The sequence below is a fragment of the Sorangium sp. So ce836 genome, from assembly GCF_028553905.1.
In the GTDB taxonomy this organism is placed as follows: Bacteria; Myxococcota_A; Polyangia; order Polyangiales; family Polyangiaceae; genus Sorangium; species Sorangium cellulosum_D.
In genome coordinates, this window is the sequence record NZ_CP102233.1 from 13,193,987 (window position 1) to 13,213,578 (window position 19,592).

15 protein-coding genes are annotated in these 19,592 nt (G+C 69.1%); 3 read left to right on the top strand and 12 right to left on the bottom strand.

What is annotated here, in order from left to right:
- Nucleotides 1-427 precede the first annotated feature (427 nt).
- The 5 genes from NQZ70_RS48315 to NQZ70_RS48335 form a co-directional block, all read right to left on the bottom strand.
- Entirely contained in the window at nucleotides 428-2,851 is a 2,424-nt protein-coding gene (locus tag NQZ70_RS48315; protein ID WP_129580263.1) for a DEAD/DEAH box helicase, read from the bottom strand.
- On the bottom strand, nucleotides 2,851-4,902 hold the full coding sequence (locus NQZ70_RS48320) for a hypothetical protein (protein ID WP_129580264.1): 2,052 nt from the start codon (nucleotides 4,900-4,902) through the stop codon (nucleotides 2,851-2,853). Before NQZ70_RS48320 ends, NQZ70_RS48315 begins: the two co-directional genes overlap by 1 nt.
- Nucleotides 4,892-6,289, bottom strand: a complete 1,398-nt coding sequence (locus NQZ70_RS48325) for a hypothetical protein (RefSeq protein WP_129580265.1) — start codon at nucleotides 6,287-6,289, stop codon at nucleotides 4,892-4,894. Before NQZ70_RS48325 ends, NQZ70_RS48320 begins: the two co-directional genes overlap by 11 nt.
- A 114-nt stretch (nucleotides 6,290-6,403) precedes the next feature.
- Entirely contained in the window at nucleotides 6,404-7,051 is a 648-nt protein-coding gene (locus NQZ70_RS48330) for a hypothetical protein (protein ID WP_129580266.1), read from the bottom strand.
- Nucleotides 7,052-7,282: 231 nt separating this feature from the next.
- Nucleotides 7,283-7,612 (bottom strand): hypothetical protein, encoded by a 330-nt coding sequence (locus NQZ70_RS48335; RefSeq protein ID WP_129580267.1) that lies wholly within the window; start codon nucleotides 7,610-7,612, stop codon nucleotides 7,283-7,285.
- A 57-nt stretch (nucleotides 7,613-7,669) separates the two neighbouring features.
- Between NQZ70_RS48335 and NQZ70_RS48340 the strand changes: the two genes are divergently transcribed.
- The 3 genes from NQZ70_RS48340 to NQZ70_RS48350 all read left to right on the top strand — a co-directional run bounded on the left by NQZ70_RS48340 (nucleotide 7,670) and on the right by NQZ70_RS48350 (nucleotide 11,993).
- Nucleotides 7,670-9,379, top strand: coding sequence for a DUF1592 domain-containing protein (locus NQZ70_RS48340; protein ID WP_129580268.1), 1,710 nt, complete (start codon nucleotides 7,670-7,672; stop codon nucleotides 9,377-9,379).
- Between the two features lie 19 nt (nucleotides 9,380-9,398).
- A complete protein-coding gene (locus tag NQZ70_RS48345; protein ID WP_165374542.1) occupies nucleotides 9,399-11,024 on the top strand; it encodes a DUF1552 domain-containing protein in 1,626 nt (541 codons plus the stop codon).
- Between the two features lie 195 nt (nucleotides 11,025-11,219).
- Nucleotides 11,220-11,993, top strand: coding sequence for a hypothetical protein (locus NQZ70_RS48350; protein WP_129580269.1), 774 nt, complete (start codon nucleotides 11,220-11,222; stop codon nucleotides 11,991-11,993).
- A 74-nt stretch (nucleotides 11,994-12,067) separates the two neighbouring features.
- Here NQZ70_RS48350 and NQZ70_RS48355 read toward each other — a convergent pair whose 3' ends face one another.
- The 7 genes from NQZ70_RS48355 to zigA all read right to left on the bottom strand — a co-directional run bounded on the left by NQZ70_RS48355 (nucleotide 12,068) and on the right by zigA (nucleotide 19,589).
- On the bottom strand, nucleotides 12,068-12,634 hold the full coding sequence (locus tag NQZ70_RS48355) for a hypothetical protein (RefSeq protein WP_129580270.1): 567 nt from the start codon (nucleotides 12,632-12,634) through the stop codon (nucleotides 12,068-12,070).
- A gap of 331 nt (nucleotides 12,635-12,965) precedes the next feature.
- Entirely contained in the window at nucleotides 12,966-14,519 is a 1,554-nt protein-coding gene (locus NQZ70_RS48360) for an MFS transporter (protein WP_129580271.1), read from the bottom strand.
- Nucleotides 14,516-15,976 (bottom strand): pyrroloquinoline quinone biosynthesis protein PqqE, encoded by a 1,461-nt coding sequence (gene pqqE / locus NQZ70_RS48365; protein WP_165374543.1) that lies wholly within the window; start codon nucleotides 15,974-15,976, stop codon nucleotides 14,516-14,518. The genes NQZ70_RS48360 and pqqE overlap by 4 nt, the downstream gene beginning before the upstream one ends.
- A gap of 7 nt (nucleotides 15,977-15,983) precedes the next feature.
- Complete coding sequence (pqqC, locus tag NQZ70_RS48370) at nucleotides 15,984-16,685, bottom strand: pyrroloquinoline-quinone synthase PqqC (RefSeq protein WP_129580272.1); 702 nt, start codon at nucleotides 16,683-16,685, stop codon at nucleotides 15,984-15,986.
- On the bottom strand, nucleotides 16,682-17,599 hold the full coding sequence (gene pqqB, locus NQZ70_RS48375) for a pyrroloquinoline quinone biosynthesis protein PqqB (RefSeq protein WP_129580273.1): 918 nt from the start codon (nucleotides 17,597-17,599) through the stop codon (nucleotides 16,682-16,684). The genes pqqC and pqqB overlap by 4 nt, the downstream gene beginning before the upstream one ends.
- Nucleotides 17,600-17,621: 22 nt before the next feature.
- Nucleotides 17,622-17,765: a hypothetical protein gene (locus tag NQZ70_RS48380; RefSeq protein WP_165374544.1), complete on the bottom strand. Its 144-nt coding sequence runs from the start codon at nucleotides 17,763-17,765 to the stop codon at nucleotides 17,622-17,624.
- A 585-nt stretch (nucleotides 17,766-18,350) separates the two neighbouring features.
- Nucleotides 18,351-19,589, bottom strand: a complete 1,239-nt coding sequence (zigA, locus tag NQZ70_RS48385; RefSeq protein ID WP_129580274.1) for a zinc metallochaperone GTPase ZigA — start codon at nucleotides 19,587-19,589, stop codon at nucleotides 18,351-18,353.
- Between the last annotated feature and the right edge of the window lie 3 nt (nucleotides 19,590-19,592).

Sequence of the window (19,592 nt, forward strand, 5' to 3'; positions counted from 1 at the left end):
GCAACTCAACCAGGGGTTCGAATCCCTTCTCCTCCGCTGAATTCTTGAAGAATTACCGGAACTTGGCGAGTTTTTGCGAAGGTCGGGAGCGGACAGCTGAGGACACGAGGGGCCCCGAGATTCGGCAAACTCGTGGGCACGGCGAGCCTCCCGTCCGGCAGCGAGCCCCGGACCGTTCACGTGCCTGAGACGGTCGAGCTAGAGCCCTGCGAGCGCGACGGCTGAACGTAGGCGACGATCATTTTCGAACGGACCATCCGCGCCCTGGTACCGGCGAACGTCCTCGCTCCACCCCGCGTCGTTGGACGCCAACCTGGTGAGCAACAGCGCAACACTCCCGGCCGCCCGGGCCGCCCCCCCACCCATGACGCCAAAGCACTCATGAGTGCATGGCGAATCACCGGACCACCAGCTCGATACGCACCCTTCACGGCCGCAGATCGATCATCACCTTCGCCCGCTCCTCGGCCGTGAGCCGCCCCTGCTCCTCGGTCCCGGCATCGATGCCGGCCGTGGCCTCCGGTTCGTCATCCTCGACCCCGCGGGCGAGCTCCTTGCGCTTCGAGCCGATGAGGACCTGGAACCACGCGTCCCGCTGCATCACCGTGTGGAAGATCCGCTCCTCGTACGTATCCTTCAGCAGGAAGAACTGCACCTTGACCGGCCCACGGGTCTTGCGGCCCTCGCGGTCGACACGACCCTCGCGCTGCTCCATTTTGGCCGGGTTCCACTCGACATCGTAATGGAGGATGTAGCGGGTGTGCTGCTGCAGGTCGATGCCCTCCTCGCCCACGCGGCTCGTGAGCAGGACGAGCGGAGCATAGGGACGGTTGAAGTTTTCCCGGCGCATCTCGCGGTCCTCGTCGCGCTGCGCGCCGTCGAAGCGGGCCACGTACCCGGGATGTGAAAGCACGTGCGCGAGGCGGCGGATCTCGCGGCGAGCGCGGTCCTGGTTCTCCTCGCTGAACGCGTCGCCCTGCTTGGGCGTGTCGTCGAGGTAATCATCGACGATCGTCTCGAGCGATTTACGCAACCTGTGGCCGACACGCTGCATGAGGAAGGTCTGCACCTCGAAGGGATCCGGCTGCTCCCCCCGCGCCCTGAACCACAGGGCCAGCCGCAGCAAGAAGAGCGGCTGCGTGCAGTGGTTCTCCGCCCGGTTGAACATGATGTCGACGATCTCCCCCTCGTCGGCCTTCATTTCGAGCCCCGTGCCCTCGAGCAGCTCCCGCGTGACCACCAGGAACCGGCGATCGAACCTCCCACCGAGCTGCGCCTTGACGGCCTCACGCTCGTCTTCCAGCGCCGCACGGATCATCACCCGCGCGTCGTCCAGGCTGGCCCAGCCGGCGGCCTTCACTTGCTCCTCGATGAACGGATCGATCCGCGCCTCGACCGCCTTGTCGAGTGCCTGCTTGAGCGCGCCCGCGGTGTGGATCAGCGTGTTGAAGACGAGAATCTTGCCGAGCCCTGCCTGGGGTCGCGCAAGGAGCGCATCCAGCTCCCGATCGAGGATCCTTCCAACCACCGCGCACAGGGCTGCGATCTTCGGGTGCGCGTGCCCGGTATCCTGCAGCTGCTTGACCATCGCACGGGTCTTCTCCGCGCGGGGCAGGTTTTTTTGAAGGATGGCGCTCGCCGCGAGCTGCTCGTAGCTCGACAGGCATTGTCGGAGATCCCCCGCGACGAACGAGGGCGTCTCATGCGCATCTTCCCCCTGGCTCCCCTGCGCCGCCTGCTGGGCGTCGACGAGCAGGTCGCGCAGGTGCAGGTACACCCAGGCGTCATTCCCTTCGAGCGGGATGAGGGGGCTCGACCCGACGAGCGGACGCAGATCGTCGAGCTTGCCGAAGGGGCGCGGCTCGTAGCCGCCTCCTCGCTTCTCGGTCAGCGTATAGTCGCGCTCGCTGAGATCCTTGATGTTGCGGAGGAAATAACGACGCAAGCGCTCCTGCAAGCCCGATGAGCCCGGGTGCTGGCCGCCCGAAGCGTCCTGCGTGCGTAGCTCGTACAGGCGCTCCACCCACCGCCTGCGCGCCTCGTCCGAGGGCGAGAGGCGCCGCCGCGCGTAAAATTGACCCAGGGCGTTCTCGTAGCGTTCCAGCCCGTCCCGCGTTCGCTCGATGTCCTCCTCGGGCGCGCGCACGATCCGGAGCAGGTTGAGCATCTCCTTCGTCGCGAGCTGAAACGGGGTCGCGGTCAGAGCCAGCGTGAATCGGCCCAGGAGCCCTCGCTCGCGGCTCTCCGCGGTCTGCTCAGGGAAAAACACACGGCTGCGCTCGGTATGCAGGCTGGTGAAGTGGTGTGCCTCGTCGGCGATGACCACGTCCCAATTCGTTCGGCGCAACCAGCGCACGATGGGCGAGGAGTCGCCGGCGCGGCCGCCCGTGAGCAGGAGCGGCTTGACCAGGTAGAACCGACCCGGCGGAACCTGGAACTTCCCTGCCTCGCGCACGCCCCGCGTCTCATCACCTTCCCACCGTTTGCCGATCTGGGTGACGTCGCGCAGCATCTGCCGGAAGGGCTTCCAGTCGTCGCCGGCGACGTATTGCTGGAACCCTCGCCCCTGGGTCTCCGGCTTCTCGATCTCGTCGAACCACTTGTTCATCAGGGCCGGCTCGGCCACTACGAGCACGCGCTGGATGGGCGTGCTCGTTCCCTGGAAATGCCGCCAGAGCAAGGCCGTGATTCCGAGCGCCTCGTACGTCTTGCCGCACCCGACCTCGTCAGCCAGCACGATCCCGCGCTGACCCCGCACGAGCAGCGCCTCCAGCGCGGCCCGCACGGCGCGCATCTGATGCTCCCGGTCGAGCCCGATCCGGGCAGCGAGCTGATGGATGTCCACGCTCATCACGTACTCCTCCGCGCGCGCCGCTTCGGTCTCTCCGCGTCGTTCCCCCTCGGTGAAGCCGCCTGCCCTCCGGCGGCGATCCGCCTTAACGAGGCGACGGCGCTTTCTCGCGCCGCACGCACCTCGTCCAGGAGCTCCTGCTGCACGCACCCCTCCAGAGATACCGATTCCAGCGCTGCTGCGAGCTTTTCAGCTTCCATCGCGGCATACGCCGGCGTCGGATCCCCATGCCATTGCGGCACCATGTCGAGCACGCGCTCCACGTGCTGGGCGACGCGCGACACGAGGTATGCGCAGCGCAGTCCATCGATGGAACCTGCGCAGGCCGAGGTCAGCGAGCGCCTCAGATCACCCGACCATCTGCGCAGCGCGAAGCGCGAGCCACGCTGCCCCATGAGCCCGTTCACCTGCTTGTCCAGCCCCAGCCGGACGTTCCGGAAGAACGTATCGAGCGACGCCTGGTGCAGTGTCGGCCCCTTCTGCTCCCCGCGTCGGGCGGCCTTCCACGCTTCGATCCGCGCGTCGACGGCCGCGACGCGCTGCTCCGGCGTGGCCGTCGGCATGAGCAGGGCGTCCGCGGTGATCGCCTCGGTCTCGATGAGCAGGTTATCCCGCAACGCGAGCGCGTCCTCGAACCGCACGTTCGGGCGCACCTCGCGTGCATCCAGCACGGCGCCGCCGCTGTCGAGCGCCTCGATCCGCAGCGCGAGCGTCCGCAGCCTGCGCCTGCCGGTCTCCGGGTCCTCCTCCTCGAGCGGCGGCTCCTGGATCTCGAAGCTGTAGTTCCCCGCCCCGAGCACCGCGCCCTCGAAGAGAGCTTGCGTCCCCTCCCGCTCCACGGCCAGCACGCGGATTCGGTCCACGTTCGGGCTCCAGCACTCGCCACAGACCACGAGGACGCGCGTCTTCGGATCGTAGAGCGCCTCGCCGACCTCGAAGATCAAGGGGGGGAGCGGAGGGGGGACGAGCGTTAGGGGCAACGGGCCGCGGTAGACGTGAAAGAGCTCGCCAACGTCGAACTCTTCGAGCACGCCCGCGGCATCCACCGAGCTGGCCGTCGCGGAGAGCACCAGCGCACACTCGGTGTTTCCGCGATCCTGCGTCGCCCGCAGCAGCGCAGAGGGGGTGAAATTGGGCGAGCCCCAGAGCATCGTCGTGCGCTTCTTGCCGAAGATGGCGACGAGCTTTCCGTGCAGTCGACGCGGCTCCGCGCTGAGCGCCTGCGCCCGGATCTCCACGGCGGCCGCGAGCTCCTCGAGGGCCAGGCGAGGCAGCGGCATGGGCTTGTTCGGATCGATGGCGTCGGTGCACAGCGAGAGGCGCGGCGCCTTCGCCCGCGGTGCCCACGGGAGGCCCTCCCCGAGCGCATGGCGCAGGAGCGAGTCGGCCCCGTCCGCCTCCGGTTTGTCGGCCTCCAGGAATGGGCTCACGACGAGGAGGTGCTGCACCGGATCGTCGCCATGGAGGTCGCGGAGCTGCTCCCAGATCGGCACCTCGTAGGAATGAACGAACCGTAGATCCGGGCCGCGCCGCGGCTCCGGAAGATCATCGAGCACCAGCGTGGCCTGGTCTACGACGGCGAGGACCCGCTCGACGGAGTCCCCGGCGACGCGCAGATCGGCGGCCACACGTCGGACGAACGCCAGCATGTCTTCGAGGACCGCGCGCGGCGGCGGCCGCTCCGCGTCGGGCGAAAAGACGAGCGGCGTGAGGAGCTCGAGGTTCGCGCCGAGCCCACCGCGCGTGAGGTTGGCGCTGCCGACCGCGGCGAAGACCGCGCCGTCCCGGACCGCCAGGAAGAGCTTCGCATGAAAAACGCCACGCTGGCGCCGTGCCCGCAGCACGTGGACGCCGAGCGCGGTGCCCTCGTCCACCACCCCGTCGGCGATGACGAGCGGGTGGCGCAGCCCGTATTTCTCGACGAGCGGCTTCCAGAGGCGCTCGTTCGCGATGTCGCCGTCGTAGCCAAACGACAGGCCGAGCGCGTGCGTGATCTCGCCTCCGCCGGCAAACCTGTCGAGCTCGTCGAAGAGGCGGGTCTCACGCTTCATCGGCCACGTCCTTCGGGTGCAGGTTGAGGTCGGCTGCGAGCTGCGCGAGCTGCGCGAAGCGGAGCGAGTGCAGGAGCAGGCGCAGCGGGCGAGGGTCGTGCTTCACGAGCTCCTCGCCGTCGAGGACGAGCCACTCGCCCTTGCCTTTCTTGACCGAGACATCGCGATGGTGCTCGACCAGATCCGGCAGGAGCCGCGCCGCCAGCTCCCCCGCACGCCCGATGCTCGCGTCGCGGGTCCACACGAGCAGGCGCTCGACGATCGGGGTCGGGTCATCGCCGAGCCAGCGCGCGTAACGCTCGTCGAGGCCGAGGCGGAGGAGGAGCTCGATGGCGAGCATGCCGATCTCGGGCCAGGGCCGAGGGGTGTCGTCGAGCAGATCCGCGGCCACCTCCGCGGGCGAGCGGTGCCCTGCCCAGGCAGCCGCGGACGAGGCCTCGAAATCGACGCCCGCGCGCTCGGCGATTCGCTCGCGCCAAGCCGCAAGGGAAAGACGGCCCTGCCGCGCGGCCGGCTCGAGCGCCGAGGCGAACAGCGCATTGAGGCCGAGGGCGGCGAGCTGGTAAGCGCCAGCCACCTGAATGGGCTGAAGGCGGTTTGTGGCAGGAAGCGCGAGCGCGGGCCGGAGGACGCCCCAGTTCGTTCGCGTCTCGAAGAGGGCGGCCTCCTCCGCGGGCTTGCCGCCGTCATCCGTGATGAGGTCCGCGTCGTTATCGGTCGAGTCGCTGCCCACGGACGCGAAGCCGAGCAGTTTGTTCTCGAACAGGACCTGCACCGTCTCGCGACGCTCGATGCCGTCGCCGTCAGCGCCGAAGAGCGACGCGACGAGGTAACGTCGCTCGTAGGCGCCCATGCGGCTGCTCAGGCACATGCGCGCGCCGGCGTCGAGGAGGGTGCCGCGCCGCTTCTGTTGCTGCGTGCCGCCCTCGAGCGCCCAGCTGACGACGCCTTCGTCGATCACCCTGTCGAGCTGGTTCGCGAGCTGCCGTCCGCGGTCGGTGAGGCGCAGACCGAGGCCCTCTTCGAGGTCGTCCTCCTCGACGAGGTACAGGCTCGCGAGCGAGGTGCGGTAGAGGCGCAGCGCGCCGTTGGATACCTGGTTCTTGAGGATGCGCGTCGGCAGCTCCCACAGCCCCGCGCCCCTGCGCTCGGATACGAAGCTGCGACCGCGCCGACGTCCGATGTAACCGCACGCGAGAGGCTCGTCCTCGTGCTGCAGGGCCTCGCAGAGGACGAGGAGGCGCTCCAGGCGGAACACGCGCTCGAGGTGCGCGCGCGGTGGCGTCTCGGCCTGCGCGCGCGCTAGCGCCCAGCAGAGGAAAGTGTAGTAGCGGGCGCGCGACGTGAAGACGTTGAGACCCGGCAAGAGCCGATCGGCTTGCGCCATCGCGTGCCCTTGCAGGCCCAGAGGGTCACGGCTCGAAGGGGGCGCATCGAGGCGCACGAGCCAGGATGGGAGAAGCGTGGCGATGGATTCGTCCAGCATCCGGGATGGATGAAGCTAACATGAACACTTCGTGCTGAGGGGGCCCTCCAGGAGCCCCTTTACCACCGCCTCCGGTGCCCACTTCGTCCACCCCACCGCGATGACATCATCCGCCAGCCGCACCGCCCCCGCCACATCCGCCGACGTCACGAGGATCGCCATCGGCCACCCCCGCAGATACCCAGCGTATTCCCATCGATACACGATGGCCTCGTGAAAGCCCTGAAGGATGTACCTCGAGTCCTCGGTCAGCTTGCTCTCGATGACCGCGGCCCGCAGGGGATGCTCGGTCGTGACGATCAGGCGGCCGTGCGGGACCAGGTGCTCGGCCAGGCGCCGCAGGACCGGGTCGAGGTGCTCGACGTGATCCAGGGACATGCTCGCCAGCACCTCGGCCTCGGTGACGAGCAGCAGAGCGCGAACTCCGAGGTCTCGCCCGGTCTGGGATACGACGCACGCCTCTTTCCCATGCGCCAGGTAGGCGGGGACGGCATGGGACGGGCGCCTCAGCTCCTTCCGCGGCTTCAGCGAGCGCCTGCGCGAGGCCACCCGCCAGGTGGCGTGACCCGTCGTCGCCAGGGTCATGCGGCCCCCCGTCGCCAGGGTCATGGGGCCGCCCTGTCCGGCACCGCTCCTGGGCTTGACGACCGGCAGCGAAGGCATGGTGCCTCCCGACGATGGCGCGGGTCGCCGTCGGCAGGCACCGATGAGCTATCGGGCGTTAAGCATGGCTCAGCACAGCTCCCATCTCATGTCGCGCGGCGCGTCATCCACCGCCGTGCGACGCGTCGCCCGCGGCCGCAGCGCGTCGTCCACGGTCGCAGCGCGTCATCTACGTTCGTGCGACGCGTCGTCCACGGTCGTGCAACGCGTCGTCCACGAACGACTCGAAGCTCAGCAGTCGACGGCCGCTGCTCTGGCCGCATGCCCGCTGCGCTGACAGATCGCAGGCTCTCTGGGAGCGCGGCCGTCCGTGCTGGCGAGCGGACGGGGCGAGGCACCATGAACCCCCGAGTCTGCCGTGCGATCGCGGTGGAGCGCCGGGGCCTCGTGCGCGCCGCCGCCTCGTTCAGCGGAGGCACGGCCCTCCAGATCGAAGTGGGCATCAGCTAGATCGAAGCGGACCAGCGCGCCGTTCGTACGCCGGCGCTTCACTATCACGCCTGCAAAGGAAATGGCCGGCGAGATGCCGGCGATCTCGTCGACGGCGACCTTCGGGCTCATCCACGCCTTCTGATCCGCTCCGGTGATCACTTCGGTGCGACAGGGGAATATTGGGCTATGCGAACGTTGCGTCAACTATCGTACATCGGTACGACAATTTTTCTGACCTCAACAGCCTTCCTCGCTTCCTGCACGGGGAATATTGCCGATAATGGTGGCGACGACGACAACCCCACCGGCGGTAGCGGTTCAACCGGCACGGGGGGGGGCATCGACAATGGGCCCCCGGATGTCTGCATCCCCGGCCTCCCGGCGACGACCCAGATCCCCCGTCTGCTGAACCGGCAGTACGACAACACGGTGCGGGACCTCCTCGGGGTCACCCGCGTGGGCGCCGAGGGGAAGCCGCCGTCCGAGCTGCTCGTCAGCGACTTCGACGGCCCGATGACCCCGGACGCGTGGCGCATCTATCAAGAGGTTGCCGCGGCGATCGCCAAAGACGTGATGGCTGGGCCGAACAAGTCCAAGTTCATCAGCTGCGATCCTGCGGCGAGCGGTTGCTTGACGCAGACCATCCAGACCTTCGGCCGCAAGGCGTTCCGTCGCCCGCTGACCGCCGAGGAGGTGGCCCGGTTCGAAAAGCTGGGCCAGACGACGCCGGCAGGAACGCCCGCCGAGGTTGCCGAGACAACGTTGTACGCCTTCCTCGTGTCGCCCTCGTTCCTCATGCTCCCCGAGCTGACGACCACTCCGGCTTCGTCCGGTAACGGCATCCAGCTCTCCAGCTACGAAGTGGCGACGAGGCTCTCGTACTTGCTCTGGGGCTCCGCGCCGGACGACACGCTGAACGCGGCGGCCGACAACGACGAGCTCCAGACCAAAGAGCAAATTCTCGCCCAGGCGCAGCGCATGATCGACGTGCGCGAGAAGACCGGGCCGCTCGTGGCAGCGTTCCACCGGAACTGGGCGCAGATGGACAACGATCTCGCCCACTGGTGGAAGGGGGACCACGACACCGAGACGTATCCGTTGTACAATGCATCCGCCAAGCCCAGCTGGCAGGCCGAGCTCGACGCCTTCTTCGAAGAGGTGGCGTTCGGGGGCGGTTCGTTCAAGGACCTCCTCCTCAGCAACGTCGCCTTCGTCAACAAGGAAAACGCGGCGATCTACGGGCTCGATCCTGCGGCGTACGGCGCCGAGCTGACCAAGGTGGAGCTGGACGCCAACGAGCGGCCGGGCTTCCTGACGCGCGTCGGGTTCTTGAGCTCCTACTCGAGCTACAACGCCACGAGCCCGATCCTGCGAGGCGCGTTCATCGCGACGTACCTGCTCGGTGTCAATCCGGGTCCGCCCCTCCCCGGCGCCACCATGCTGACCGTCGACGGCCAATTCGACACGCAGCGCGCGTACGTCGAAGCTCTGACGAAGCCTGAGAGCTGCAAGGGCTGCCACGCGGTCGTCAATCCGCCGGGGTTCGTGATGGAGGGCTTCGACGGCATCGGAAAGATGCAGACGACCGATCCTCGCGGTGGCGTGATCGACGCGAGCGTGACGACGAACACCATCGACTTCGGCGACGGCAACGTGAAGGAGATCACCTCGCCGTTCGAGCTCATGCAGGAGATCGCTCAGGTTCAGAAGGCCAAGGAGCTCTACGCTCAGGCGTGGGTCTCCTATGCCTTTGGGCGGCTCCCGAACGGGAAAGACAAGTGCGTCGTCGATATGCTCCAGGCCAAGTTGTCTGAGAGCGGGTACAGCGTTCTCGATCTGATGGCCGATCTCACTCAAGCGGATTCGTTCCGCGTGCGAATCCGTGAAACGCAGTGAAAGCTGAGGAATGTTGACCATGAGCACGAAACTGAACCGCAGAATCTTCCTCCGTGGCATGGGTGGAGCAGCCTTGGCTGCGCCGTTCCTCAGCTCTGTGTGGGAACGCACCGCGAGGGGCGACACCCCTGCGCCTGGGAAGGCGCTCATCGTGATGTTCACGCACTACGGGGTCATCACGAACAAGTGGTTCCCCACGAAGACCCAGGGCGAGCTCACGGCTGCCGACCTCGAGCCGACGAGCCTCGCGGCCCTCGCCCCCTATGCGAAGAAGCTCCTCATGCCGCGCGGCATCCGCTCGATGAACGAGTGGACCGCCAACATGACGCGTGGACAGGGGAACGACTCCCACACGCAGATCGTGGGGTCCTTCTTCACCTGCCAGCCGGTCACGCCCAACAGCAACGACCCGTTCAGCTTCAACCAGGCGACGAAGTTCAACGCGAAGGCGGTCGGTCCTTCGCTGGATCACGTCATCGCCCAGCAGCTCAGCCCGCAAGGCACTCCGTTGCTCTTGAACACGGCGGGTCAGAATGACGGCGCTCAGTCGGCGATCTCCTACAAAGCCGCCGAGACCCTCTTCAGCGGCCTCAACGCGTCGCAGGCCTTCAGCAGCCTCACGGGCCTCTTCCAGTCGGGGCAGCCGATGTCTCCGGACAGCTACGCGGCGATTCGCGGCAAGAGCGTCCTCGATCTCGTGAGGGACGATCTGCAGACGCTCGAGCGGTTCGACATGAGCAGCGCCGACAAGCAGAAGCTCGCTGCCTGGAAGGAGCTCGTCAACTCGACCGGAAACGTGATGGTCTCCGCGCAGTGCAACGCGGAGCTCGGCGAGATGCTCGGCGCGACGTCGGCGAACGCCTCCAAGGCGGCGTCGGGCGGCTTCGGCACCGACGTCCTCACGACCAAGGTCGCCGGCGACCTGGATGGCGCGGATATCTATTCGGCCATCGCGGCGCTCGCGGCCGCCTGCAACGCGAACCCCGTGATTTTCATGAAGTACCCCGGAAATTACAATTTCAAGGGGCTCGGCATCACGATGGAGTCGCACTCCCTCTCGCATCGCCTCGACAACGCGGGCATGCAGGGCAGCTGCCTGCCCAACGCGATCGAGATGCTCCTGAAGGTCGACGCCTACTACGCGCAGAAGTTCGCGAACCTCGTCAAGATGCTCGACAGCATCCCCTCGGGGAGCGGGACGGTCCTCGACAGTGTCGCCGCCATCTGGTTCAACGAGATGTCGGACGGCAACGCGCACAACCTCAACAACGCTCCGATCATTCAGGCCGGTAGCGCCGGCGGCTACTTCAAGACCGGTCAGATCATCAACGTCGACCCCGCGTCGACCCCGACGGCCGGCAACAGCATGTCGCAGTGCGCCAACGGTACCGGCCAGGTCAACGGTGTCAATCAGGGCACCGGGACCGATCCGAAGATCGGCAACGCGCCGATCAACAAGTACTTCTGCAACATCATGAACGCCCTGGGCGTGAAGGCGGGCGCGGATGGCTTCCCTGCGAAGGGTGGCTCCGCGGAAGTGACCCACTTCGGCTATTCCGACAAGACGGAAGAGTTCATCGGCGGCAAGGGCGCACGCGAGGCGTCGATCCACAATCCGGGCGGGTTCGCGGAGCTCAAGGCCTGAGCGCCCTCGGGGCGACGCCCTGAACACTCGGACGAGCTCGCGTGCAAAGACCTCTTCTCGCCGAAGAGGTCTTTGCGTTTGTGCGTGCCGGTGACCGCGGACGCCGCGAAATTGGCGCTCTTCATGGTGTGCCTCACCTCGCGGCTCCGCGCTGGCCGGCGATGGCGGACAGCGATAGGCTGAGGATCTCTTCTCATGTTCATGTTGGCGAGGCGTCTCCTCATCCCTGCCGCTGTGCTCCTCCCCCTGGCCTGCTCGAGCGAAGCGAGCGACGGCGCCGGGGTGGGTGGGGACATCGGCGACGACGCGCTCATCGTCCCGGAAGACCTCACCGTCATGGCGCTCCCCGGCGGAAACGGCGTGCTCAACGTGATCGCGCTGACCCTTCGCAAAGGACCGACCAATACCGAGCTCTACGCCGCCTTGAGGAACGACGGGGATATTCCGGCCTGCAGCGCCGCCGTTTCAGTCGAGCTCTATGACAGGACCCAGCGGTCCCTGGCAGTCGGGATCAACGGGTTGCTCACTCAGCATTTCTATCGGCTCACGGATGGCTCGGGCGCCATCGCCGCGTGCGTAGGTCCAGGCGACGTGACCATGGCCGCGGTGACGGACTTGCCCTCGGACATCGTGATCGAGGACGTAGGGTACGTCGTCTACCGGTGCCCTTACTTTGCCCTCGACGTCGTTCCCATCGATGGCCTCACCATCAGCCAAGTGAAGGCCGTAACTCGTGGCGACGGGACGGCGTACACGGGCACGTTCTTCAACGGGCTCGACGTAGCGGTGAGCGAGCCCTCCGCCACGGTCTTCTCCGTCAATCGCGTCGGACGTCCGCTCGGCGTGGCGATCGGCAGCGGCACAGTCCAGATTCCGCCGGGTGGCAGCTGGGCCTTCGAGACGAGCACCGTGGACACGCCCGGACCTGAGCACGCCGCATACCCGGCGGCCGCGCTTGTAAAGGAGTAGACCATCCCAAGGCGCAGGGCAAACCTGCGCCCCTGGGACGCCGCGATCCGTCGGCGGCTACTCGCCAGGCCCTGTTACTCCAGCGCGCCGTCGGCGATCCACTGCGAGATCGCTTCGATGTAGTTGGGGGGCACGCACTTGGCATCCCCATCGTTGACGCACTCGAGGGGCATCCGCGGAGTATCGCCGCACGGGCCCTTGAGGATCTTGATGAGAGCGCTCTCTTCCGGCTTTCCTGGATTGACGATCAGGAGATTGCCGCAATTCTCGGACACGTGCGACGTCAGCCTCGTGCGCAGCTCCGCGTTGACCTGCAAATCGAGGGGGTTCATCTCGTCGTTATGGCAACCCGCCCCGAAGCACGAGGCGTTTTCGATAACGAACTTCACCGTATCGAACGTCGGTGCGATCCCTGGGTCGCCACCGCCGGTTCCTCCAGTGCTCGCGCTGCTGGTAACGCTTCCAGAGCCCTGACCGCTCGAGTCGGAGCCGCCGGTCCCAGACCCGCTCGAGGTAGCGCTCGTGGCTCCGGATGCCGTGCTGGCGTCGTCAGGATCCTCCGGCGCATCGGAGCAGCCTGAAAGAGGTGACAGGATGGCGACGATTGCTGCCGCGACGAAGCTTGAGAGTTGAATTTTCATGGGTCACGATGAAGGTTGTGTGAGAGGAAGTATAGCTTTCTTCATCGCTGGATCAAAGAGAAAGCCTTCGATCTTCAGGCCTTGAGGGCGAGGTGCGATCGGTGAAGGGATTCGGTGAGCCCGAAACTTTGTGGCCGCCTCACCCGTAGGCTTTGGCCGCTCGCTCGGGAGAGAGCTGCGCGAGGCGAGGGGTGTCCTCTGGGGCGGGTAATCAGCGCGAGACCGGCGTCGCGTGCTCGGACGGATGGAGCGCAGCGGTGATCCGGCGCTGGTCGGCAGCGGCCCAGAGGCGCTCCTTGAAGTCGGCCGGGAAGGGCGTCGGCATGTGCTTCTACCCGGGGACGGGGCCGCCCGCCTCGCCTCGAACCGCGGCCGAGCCGCGCCCGCCGCCCGAGCCGGGCTGCGCACCCGGGGTCCTCCGCGCCGCGCTCACGCCCGCGCTCACGGCAGCGAGGGCCGACGCGACGAGCATCGTCCCCTGGAACGCCCGGCCGAGCGCGCCGCTCTCCGCCGCCGCGGCCGGCTGCCCGCCGCCGAGCGCCGCGAACATCGCCCCGGAGGCCGCCACGCCGCAGAGCATCCCCACGTTGCGCGCCTCGGCGAGCAGGCCCGCGGCGGTGCCCTGCTGATCGCGCGGCGCCGCGCCCATGATGCGGCTGTTGTTCGGCGAGGTGAACAGTCCGGAGCCGACCCCCACCAGCGCGAGCGCGGCGAGCAGGCTCGCGCGCTCGGGCCGGGGGCCGAGCATGGCCATGCTCGCGAGCCCGAGCGCCAGCGCCGTCATCCCCGCGACGGCCGGGCCTCGCGCGCCGATGCGGTCCGAGAGCCAGCCGCTCGTCGCGGTGATCACCGCCATCACCGCCGGCTGCACCGTCATCACCAGGCCCGCGTCCGCCGCGCTCATCGCGAGCTGACCCTGCAAGTAGAACGGCAGCAAGAACAGCATCATGTACACCGCCGCGTACTGGAGAAGCGCGGCGACGAGCCCGCGCCCGAGCGCCGGTTGCAGGAGGAGCGCGCCCGAGATCAGCGGCGCTGGGCTCCGCCGCTCCGCCCGCACGAACGCCGCCGCGAGCGCAGCGAAGGCGGCGAGGAGCCCGACGACCCTGGGGCTCTGAAAGCCCCAGCGCTGGCCGCGCGTGACGGCGACGAGGAGCGCGGTGATCGCCGGGCCGAAGAGGAGCGCGCTCGCCCACGGAAAGGGCCGCCCGCGCGCGCCGAGCGGCGCGCCCCGCGCAGGCGGAGCCGACGCCGCGTCCGAGGCTGCCGCCGTCGCGCCCGGGTCTGCGCCGCGGGCGATCGCCGGCGTCGCGCCGGCCGATCCACCCCAGACGAGCGACCGGGCGAGGAGCCCTCCCAGAACGGCGATGGGCACGTTGATCCAGAAGGCCGCGTGCCAGCCGGCGCGCTGCGCGAGCCAGCCGCCGATCGACGGCCCCAGCGACAGCCCGAGGTACGTCGCCGTCGCTTGCAAGCCGAGCGCGCGGCCGCGCTGCGCGGGCGGGAACGCGGCGGTGGTGAGCGCCGGGCCGTTCGCCATCAGCATGGCCGCGCCCGCGCCCTGGAGGGCGCGCGCCGCGACGAGCGACGCGAGCGTGGGCGCGAGCGCGGAGAGCGCCGAGCCCACGCCGAAGACGCCGAACCCCGCGGCGTACACGCGCCCCTTGCCGTGACGATCGCCGAGGCGGCCGAACGGCAGGAGCAGCGCGCTCACCGAGAGCGAGTAGGCGGCGAGCACCCAGCTCGCGGCGCCGATGTCGACCCCGAGATCCCGGCGGACGAGCGGCACCGCGACGTTGATGAGGCTGCTGCCGAGCGCGGACATCCAGGTGCCGACGGCGACCACGCCGAGCACGGCGTAGGGCCTGGTCGCGGGGGCGCTCAACGGGGCGCGCCGCGGTGGAGGTAGCGAGGCTGCGCCGGTCGCGCCGCGGCGGCGCGGAGCCGGGCCTCCTCGACGATCCCGTGCGCCGGCGAAAGAGAGCAAGCCGGGTCCGTCGCGGCGGCGTCGCCGGTGAGGTGGTAGGCCTGGCAGCGGCAGCCCCCGAAATCGGCCTCGCGGCGGTCGCAGCCCCGGCAGGGCTCCGCCATCCACGCGTCGCCGCGGAAGCGGTTCATGCTCGGCGCCTCGCGCCAGATCCAGGCGAGCGGCCGCTCGCGCACGCTCTCGAAGCGCAGCCCCGGGATCGTGTGCGCCGCATGGCACGGCAGCACCAGGCCGTCCGGCGCGATATGCAGGTAGCGGCGCGCCCAGCCGTCCATGCACGCCCGCGGCCAGGCGGCGTAGTAGTCCGGCGTGACGAAGACCATCTCCATCCGGCCGAGCAGCCGCTCGCGCGCCGCCGAGGCGACGGCGAAGGCGCGCTCGAGCTGATCCCTCGTGGGCAGGAGCGCGTCGCGGTTCGCGAGCGCCCAGCCGAGGTACTGCGTGTTGGCGAGCTCGAGCCGGTCGGCCCCGAGCCGCTCGGCGAGCGCGACGATCGCCGGCACATGGTCGATGTTCTCCCGGTGCAGGACCACGTTCACCGTGAGCGGCAGGCCCTCGGCCTTGACCCACGCGGCCACCGCGAGCTTGTGGTCGAACGCCGCGTAGCCGGCGATCCGGTCGGCGCGCTCGGGGTCGGCGTCCTGGACGCTGAGCTGCACGTTGTCGAGCCCCGCCGCCCGCAGCGCCGCGAGGCGCTCGCGCGCGAGCGGGACCCCGGACGTGATGAGGTTCGTGTACAGCCCGGCGCCGCGCGCCGCGCGGACGAGCGCCTCGAGGTCGCGCCGGGCGAGGGGCTCGCCGCCCGTGAGGTGGAGCTGCATCACCCCGAGCTCGGCGGCCTCGGCGAAGACGCGGCACCACGTCTCCGTCGAGAGCTCCCCGGCGGCGCCCTCGAGCTCCATCGGGTTCGAGCAATACGGGCAGCGCAGCGGGCAGCGGTAGGTGAGCTCCGCGATGAGCGTATAGGGGCGGTGCGACGCGGCGTCTGCCGCGGCCCCGCCCTCGAGGGCGAGCGCGGGGCCTTGCGTGGTCGGCGCGCCGCGCGCGGCGGCGGCCCCGACGGCCTGGGCGGCGCGTCGCTCCTCGAGCAGGCCGCGCGCGGCGAGCTCCTCCAGGAAGGCGAGCACGTCGCGCTCCACCGCGTCCGGCGGCGTGGAGGCAAAGGAAGCCGCGATCTCGGCGGCGATCTCGGCCACCGTGCGCGCGCCGTCGAGGCGCGCGGCGACCGCCGCGGCCACCGGGTTCAGCGCGAGGCCGCGCTCCGGATAGAGCAGGATCTCGCGCCCGGAGGCGCGATCTCGCGCGAGCCGCGCCTTGCTCGCGAGGAGGAGCCGATCGCCGGGCGCGAGGGGCATGTCTGCGTCACGCCTCGGGCCCGTAGGCCGCCGCGATGGCGTCGAGCATCGCCCAGAGGATGTCGCACTTCGTGATGAGCGCGGCGATGCACGCCTCCTGGGCGGCGCGCGTCGTCGCGCGCGCCGTCACGTAATCGATCGCCTCGGTGGAGTCGGCCCTGGCGCGCGTCACCCGCCCGCGGAAGTAATCGAGCGTGGCCTGGTCGACCCAGGGATAGTGCTGCTCCCAGGCGACGATGCGCCGGGACATGAGATCCGGCGCGAAGAACTCGGTGAGCGACGAGGCGACCGCCTCGAGCAGGCTGCGCTCGCGCACCAGCGTCACGTACGCGTCGCAGGCGAAGCGCACCGCGGGCAGCACCCTGGTCAGGCCCGCGACCTCGTCGCGGTCGAGCCCCACGCCGTCCGCGAGCCGCAGCCACAGCGCGAGGCCGCCCTCGCCCTCGCGCGCGCCGTCGTGATCGACGATGCGGTGGATCCAGAGCCGCCGGAACGCCGGATCCTCGCTCTTCGAGAGGATGAGCGCGTCCTTGATGGGGATCCGCGTCTGGTAATAGTAACGGTTGAGCACCCAGCCCTGGATCTCGCGGCGCGAGAGCTCGCCGCGGTGCATTCGCTGGTGGAACCTGTGGTTGTCGTGATAGCGCCGGGCGCCCTCGTCGCGCAGCCGCGCGACGAACGCCTCCCGGGAGAGCGGCTCGTCGTTCATAGGTCGATCACAAGGCCGTCCGCGGCCACCTCCCAGCCCGCCTCCTCCACGGCGCGCCGCTCGGGCGAGCCCTCGACGAGGATCGGGTTGGTGTTGTTGATGTGCGTGTAGATCTTCCGCCGCGCGGCGACGCCCGCGAGCAATCTCAGGCTCCCGCCGTCGCCGCCGATGGGCAGGTGCGCCATGTCCTCGGCGCGGGCCTTGCCTAGCCCGAGGCGCACGAGCTCGTCGCTCGACCAGAAGGTGCCGTCGAAGAAGCAGACGTCCGCGCCGTCGAGCCGCGGCACGTAGCCGCCGGCCGCCCCGACGGCCGTCGCGACGGCGGCGACGCGGCCGCTCGCCGCGTCGCGGACCCAGAGGCCGATGTTGTCCTCCGGAGACGGCGGGGCGAGGCCCTCGAGGTGCTTCGGCACCTTGCCCGGCAGCGCGACCGGGACCACCGTCACCCCGGTCTTCGCGCCGTCCGGCCCGGTGAGCTCCGCGGGCTTCTCCAGCTCGAGGCGCCGCCACGTGGTCTGCCCGGGGAAGCGCTGGAGCGTGCGGAAGATGGTGTTGCCCTCGGTGAGGCCGCGGTAGACGGCCTCGGTGGCGTAGATCACGAGCGGCGTGTTCTCGCGCAGCGAGAAGAGCCCCAGCGTATGATCGAGATCGCCGTTCGTGAGGATGACGCCCGCGATGGGCGAGGCCCTGCCGGCCCGCGGCTGCAGCGGTGAAAAGGCCTCGATCTGCCGGTGGACGTCGGGGGAGGCATTGACGAGAAACCAGCTGCCCTCGTTCACCCCGAGCGCGAGCGCGTCCTGGGTGCGAGGGCGGATCCGCGCCGAGCCGCGGCGCGCCTCGACGCAGTTCGGGCAGGCGCAGTTCCATTGCGGGAGGCCGCCGCCGGCGGACGAACCCAGGACGCAGAGGCGCATTCCGGTGCTCGCTCGGAGGCTCTTATTCCGCCTCGACCGCGGCGCCCTCTCGCTCCGCCGGGGCCGGGCGCGCGAAATCGATCGGAACAGGGTCGAAGTCACTCTGGTACGAGCCGATCTCCGCGTCCATCTTGATCTCGACGAACTCAGGCCTTTCGTAGCGCATCGGGGACCTCCTGTTACGGTGTCGTGAACGACGTTGTCCGCTGGCGCAGACGCATGCGTCTCGCGCGCCGCTCCACAAGCTCGCCGGGTGAGATTTCGCGCCGGACAGCCTCAAGTCAAGGCCTGAAGCGCAGAGCCAATAACGTTTGGTGCGCGGGCTCCTCCGGGGTGCGATTCCTTTACCCCTCGACCGAAGAATGCCCGCTGAGCTTGAACGTGATCGCCGGCGCGCCGCGCGCGCAGGCCGAGCGATTCGATTGGATATGGAAGAGTCCGTGATTTCTGCACGTGATCAGGACAATCCCTGACTCGATTCCGTGAACGGCCCGATTGTGCTCAGTTCGGGATCGAGGTCTATCCGCGGCGCGCCCATGCTCACCCCGGGCGCCGCGAGCTCTACAGTTCGACGAGCTCCGTCACGACGAGCGTCGCGCCGAGGCGCCGCACCAGGACACACGAGATCCTCGCGAGCCTCATCGGTGGTGCTTTCATGATGTATGCCCCGCGTTCCGTGGAGCGCCGCGACGCGCGCCGCCATGTCGCGATGAAGCAGCGTGGAGCACGCGGGACGCCCACGTGGATCGCCTCAGGACAGCAGAAGCGGCGCCGGTTCTGACTCGCTTTCCGGCGCTCTCTCTCCCTGCCACGCCGGGAACGGATCCTCAAGCCGGCTCCAGCCGGAGGGCCCCGCGGCCATCTCTTCCGGTGTCAGCAAGCAGGCGTCGAGGCCGCGCGTGAGCTCCTCTCGGGCCATATCGACGCCGATGAAGACGAGCTCCTGCCGCCGGTCGCCCCAGACCGGGTGCCACGCGGCGCTCATCTCGTCGTCCTCCGGCCGCTGCTCCTGGGGCAACGACGCAACCCAGCGGCCCGCCGCCTCGAACGAGGCGGCGCCCCCGGCCTGCGACCAGGCCCCCGTGACGTCGATGCGCGTCGCGAGCCAGAAGAACCCCTTCGACCGGAGCACTCCATCCCAGGCGGTCGCGCCGTGGATGAAGGTCCAGAGCCGCTCCGGATGCATCGGGCGCGCTGCGCGGTAGACGAAGCTCTCGATCCCGTACTCCTCGGTCTCGGGCACGTGCTCTCCGCGCAGCTCCCGCATCCAGCCGGGCGAGCGCGCCGCCTCCTCGAAATCGAAGCGTCCCGTGCCGAGGATCTCGCGAGGATCGACCCGGCCGCGGCGGGCCTTGATGATCCGGGCGCCGGGGTTCAGGTGCAGGAGCATCGCCGTGAGCCGCTCGACCTCGTCATCGCTCACGAGATCCGTCTTGTTGAGCACGAGCACGTTCGCGAACTCGACCTGCTCGACGAGCAGATCCGCGACCGTGCGCTCGTCGTCGCCGTCCAGCGCGGCCTCGCGCGCGCGCAGGTCGTCGGCGCTCGTCCAATCCGCGAGGAACCGCTGCGCGTCGACGACGGTGACGAGCGTGTCGAGCCGGGCGACCTCGGAGAGGCTCTCGCCCGTCGCAGGATCGGCGAAGGTGAACGTCTCGGCGACCGGCAGCGGCTCGGAGATGCCCGTCGACTCGATCAGCAGGTAGTCGAAGCGCCCCTCCGCCGCCAGGCGGGCCACCTCGACGAGGAGATCCTCCCGGAGCGTGCAGCAGATGCAGCCGTTCGACATCTCGACGAGCTTCTCCTCGACGCGGGAGAGCGCCGCGCCCCCGCCCCGCACGAGCGCGGCGTCGACGTTGACCTCGCTCATGTCGTTGACGATCACGGCGACGCGCAGCGCGTCGCGGTTCGCGAGGACATGGTTGAGCAGCGTGGTCTTGCCGGCGCCAAGGAAGCCGGACAGCACGGTCACAGGGAGCTTTCGGGTCACGTC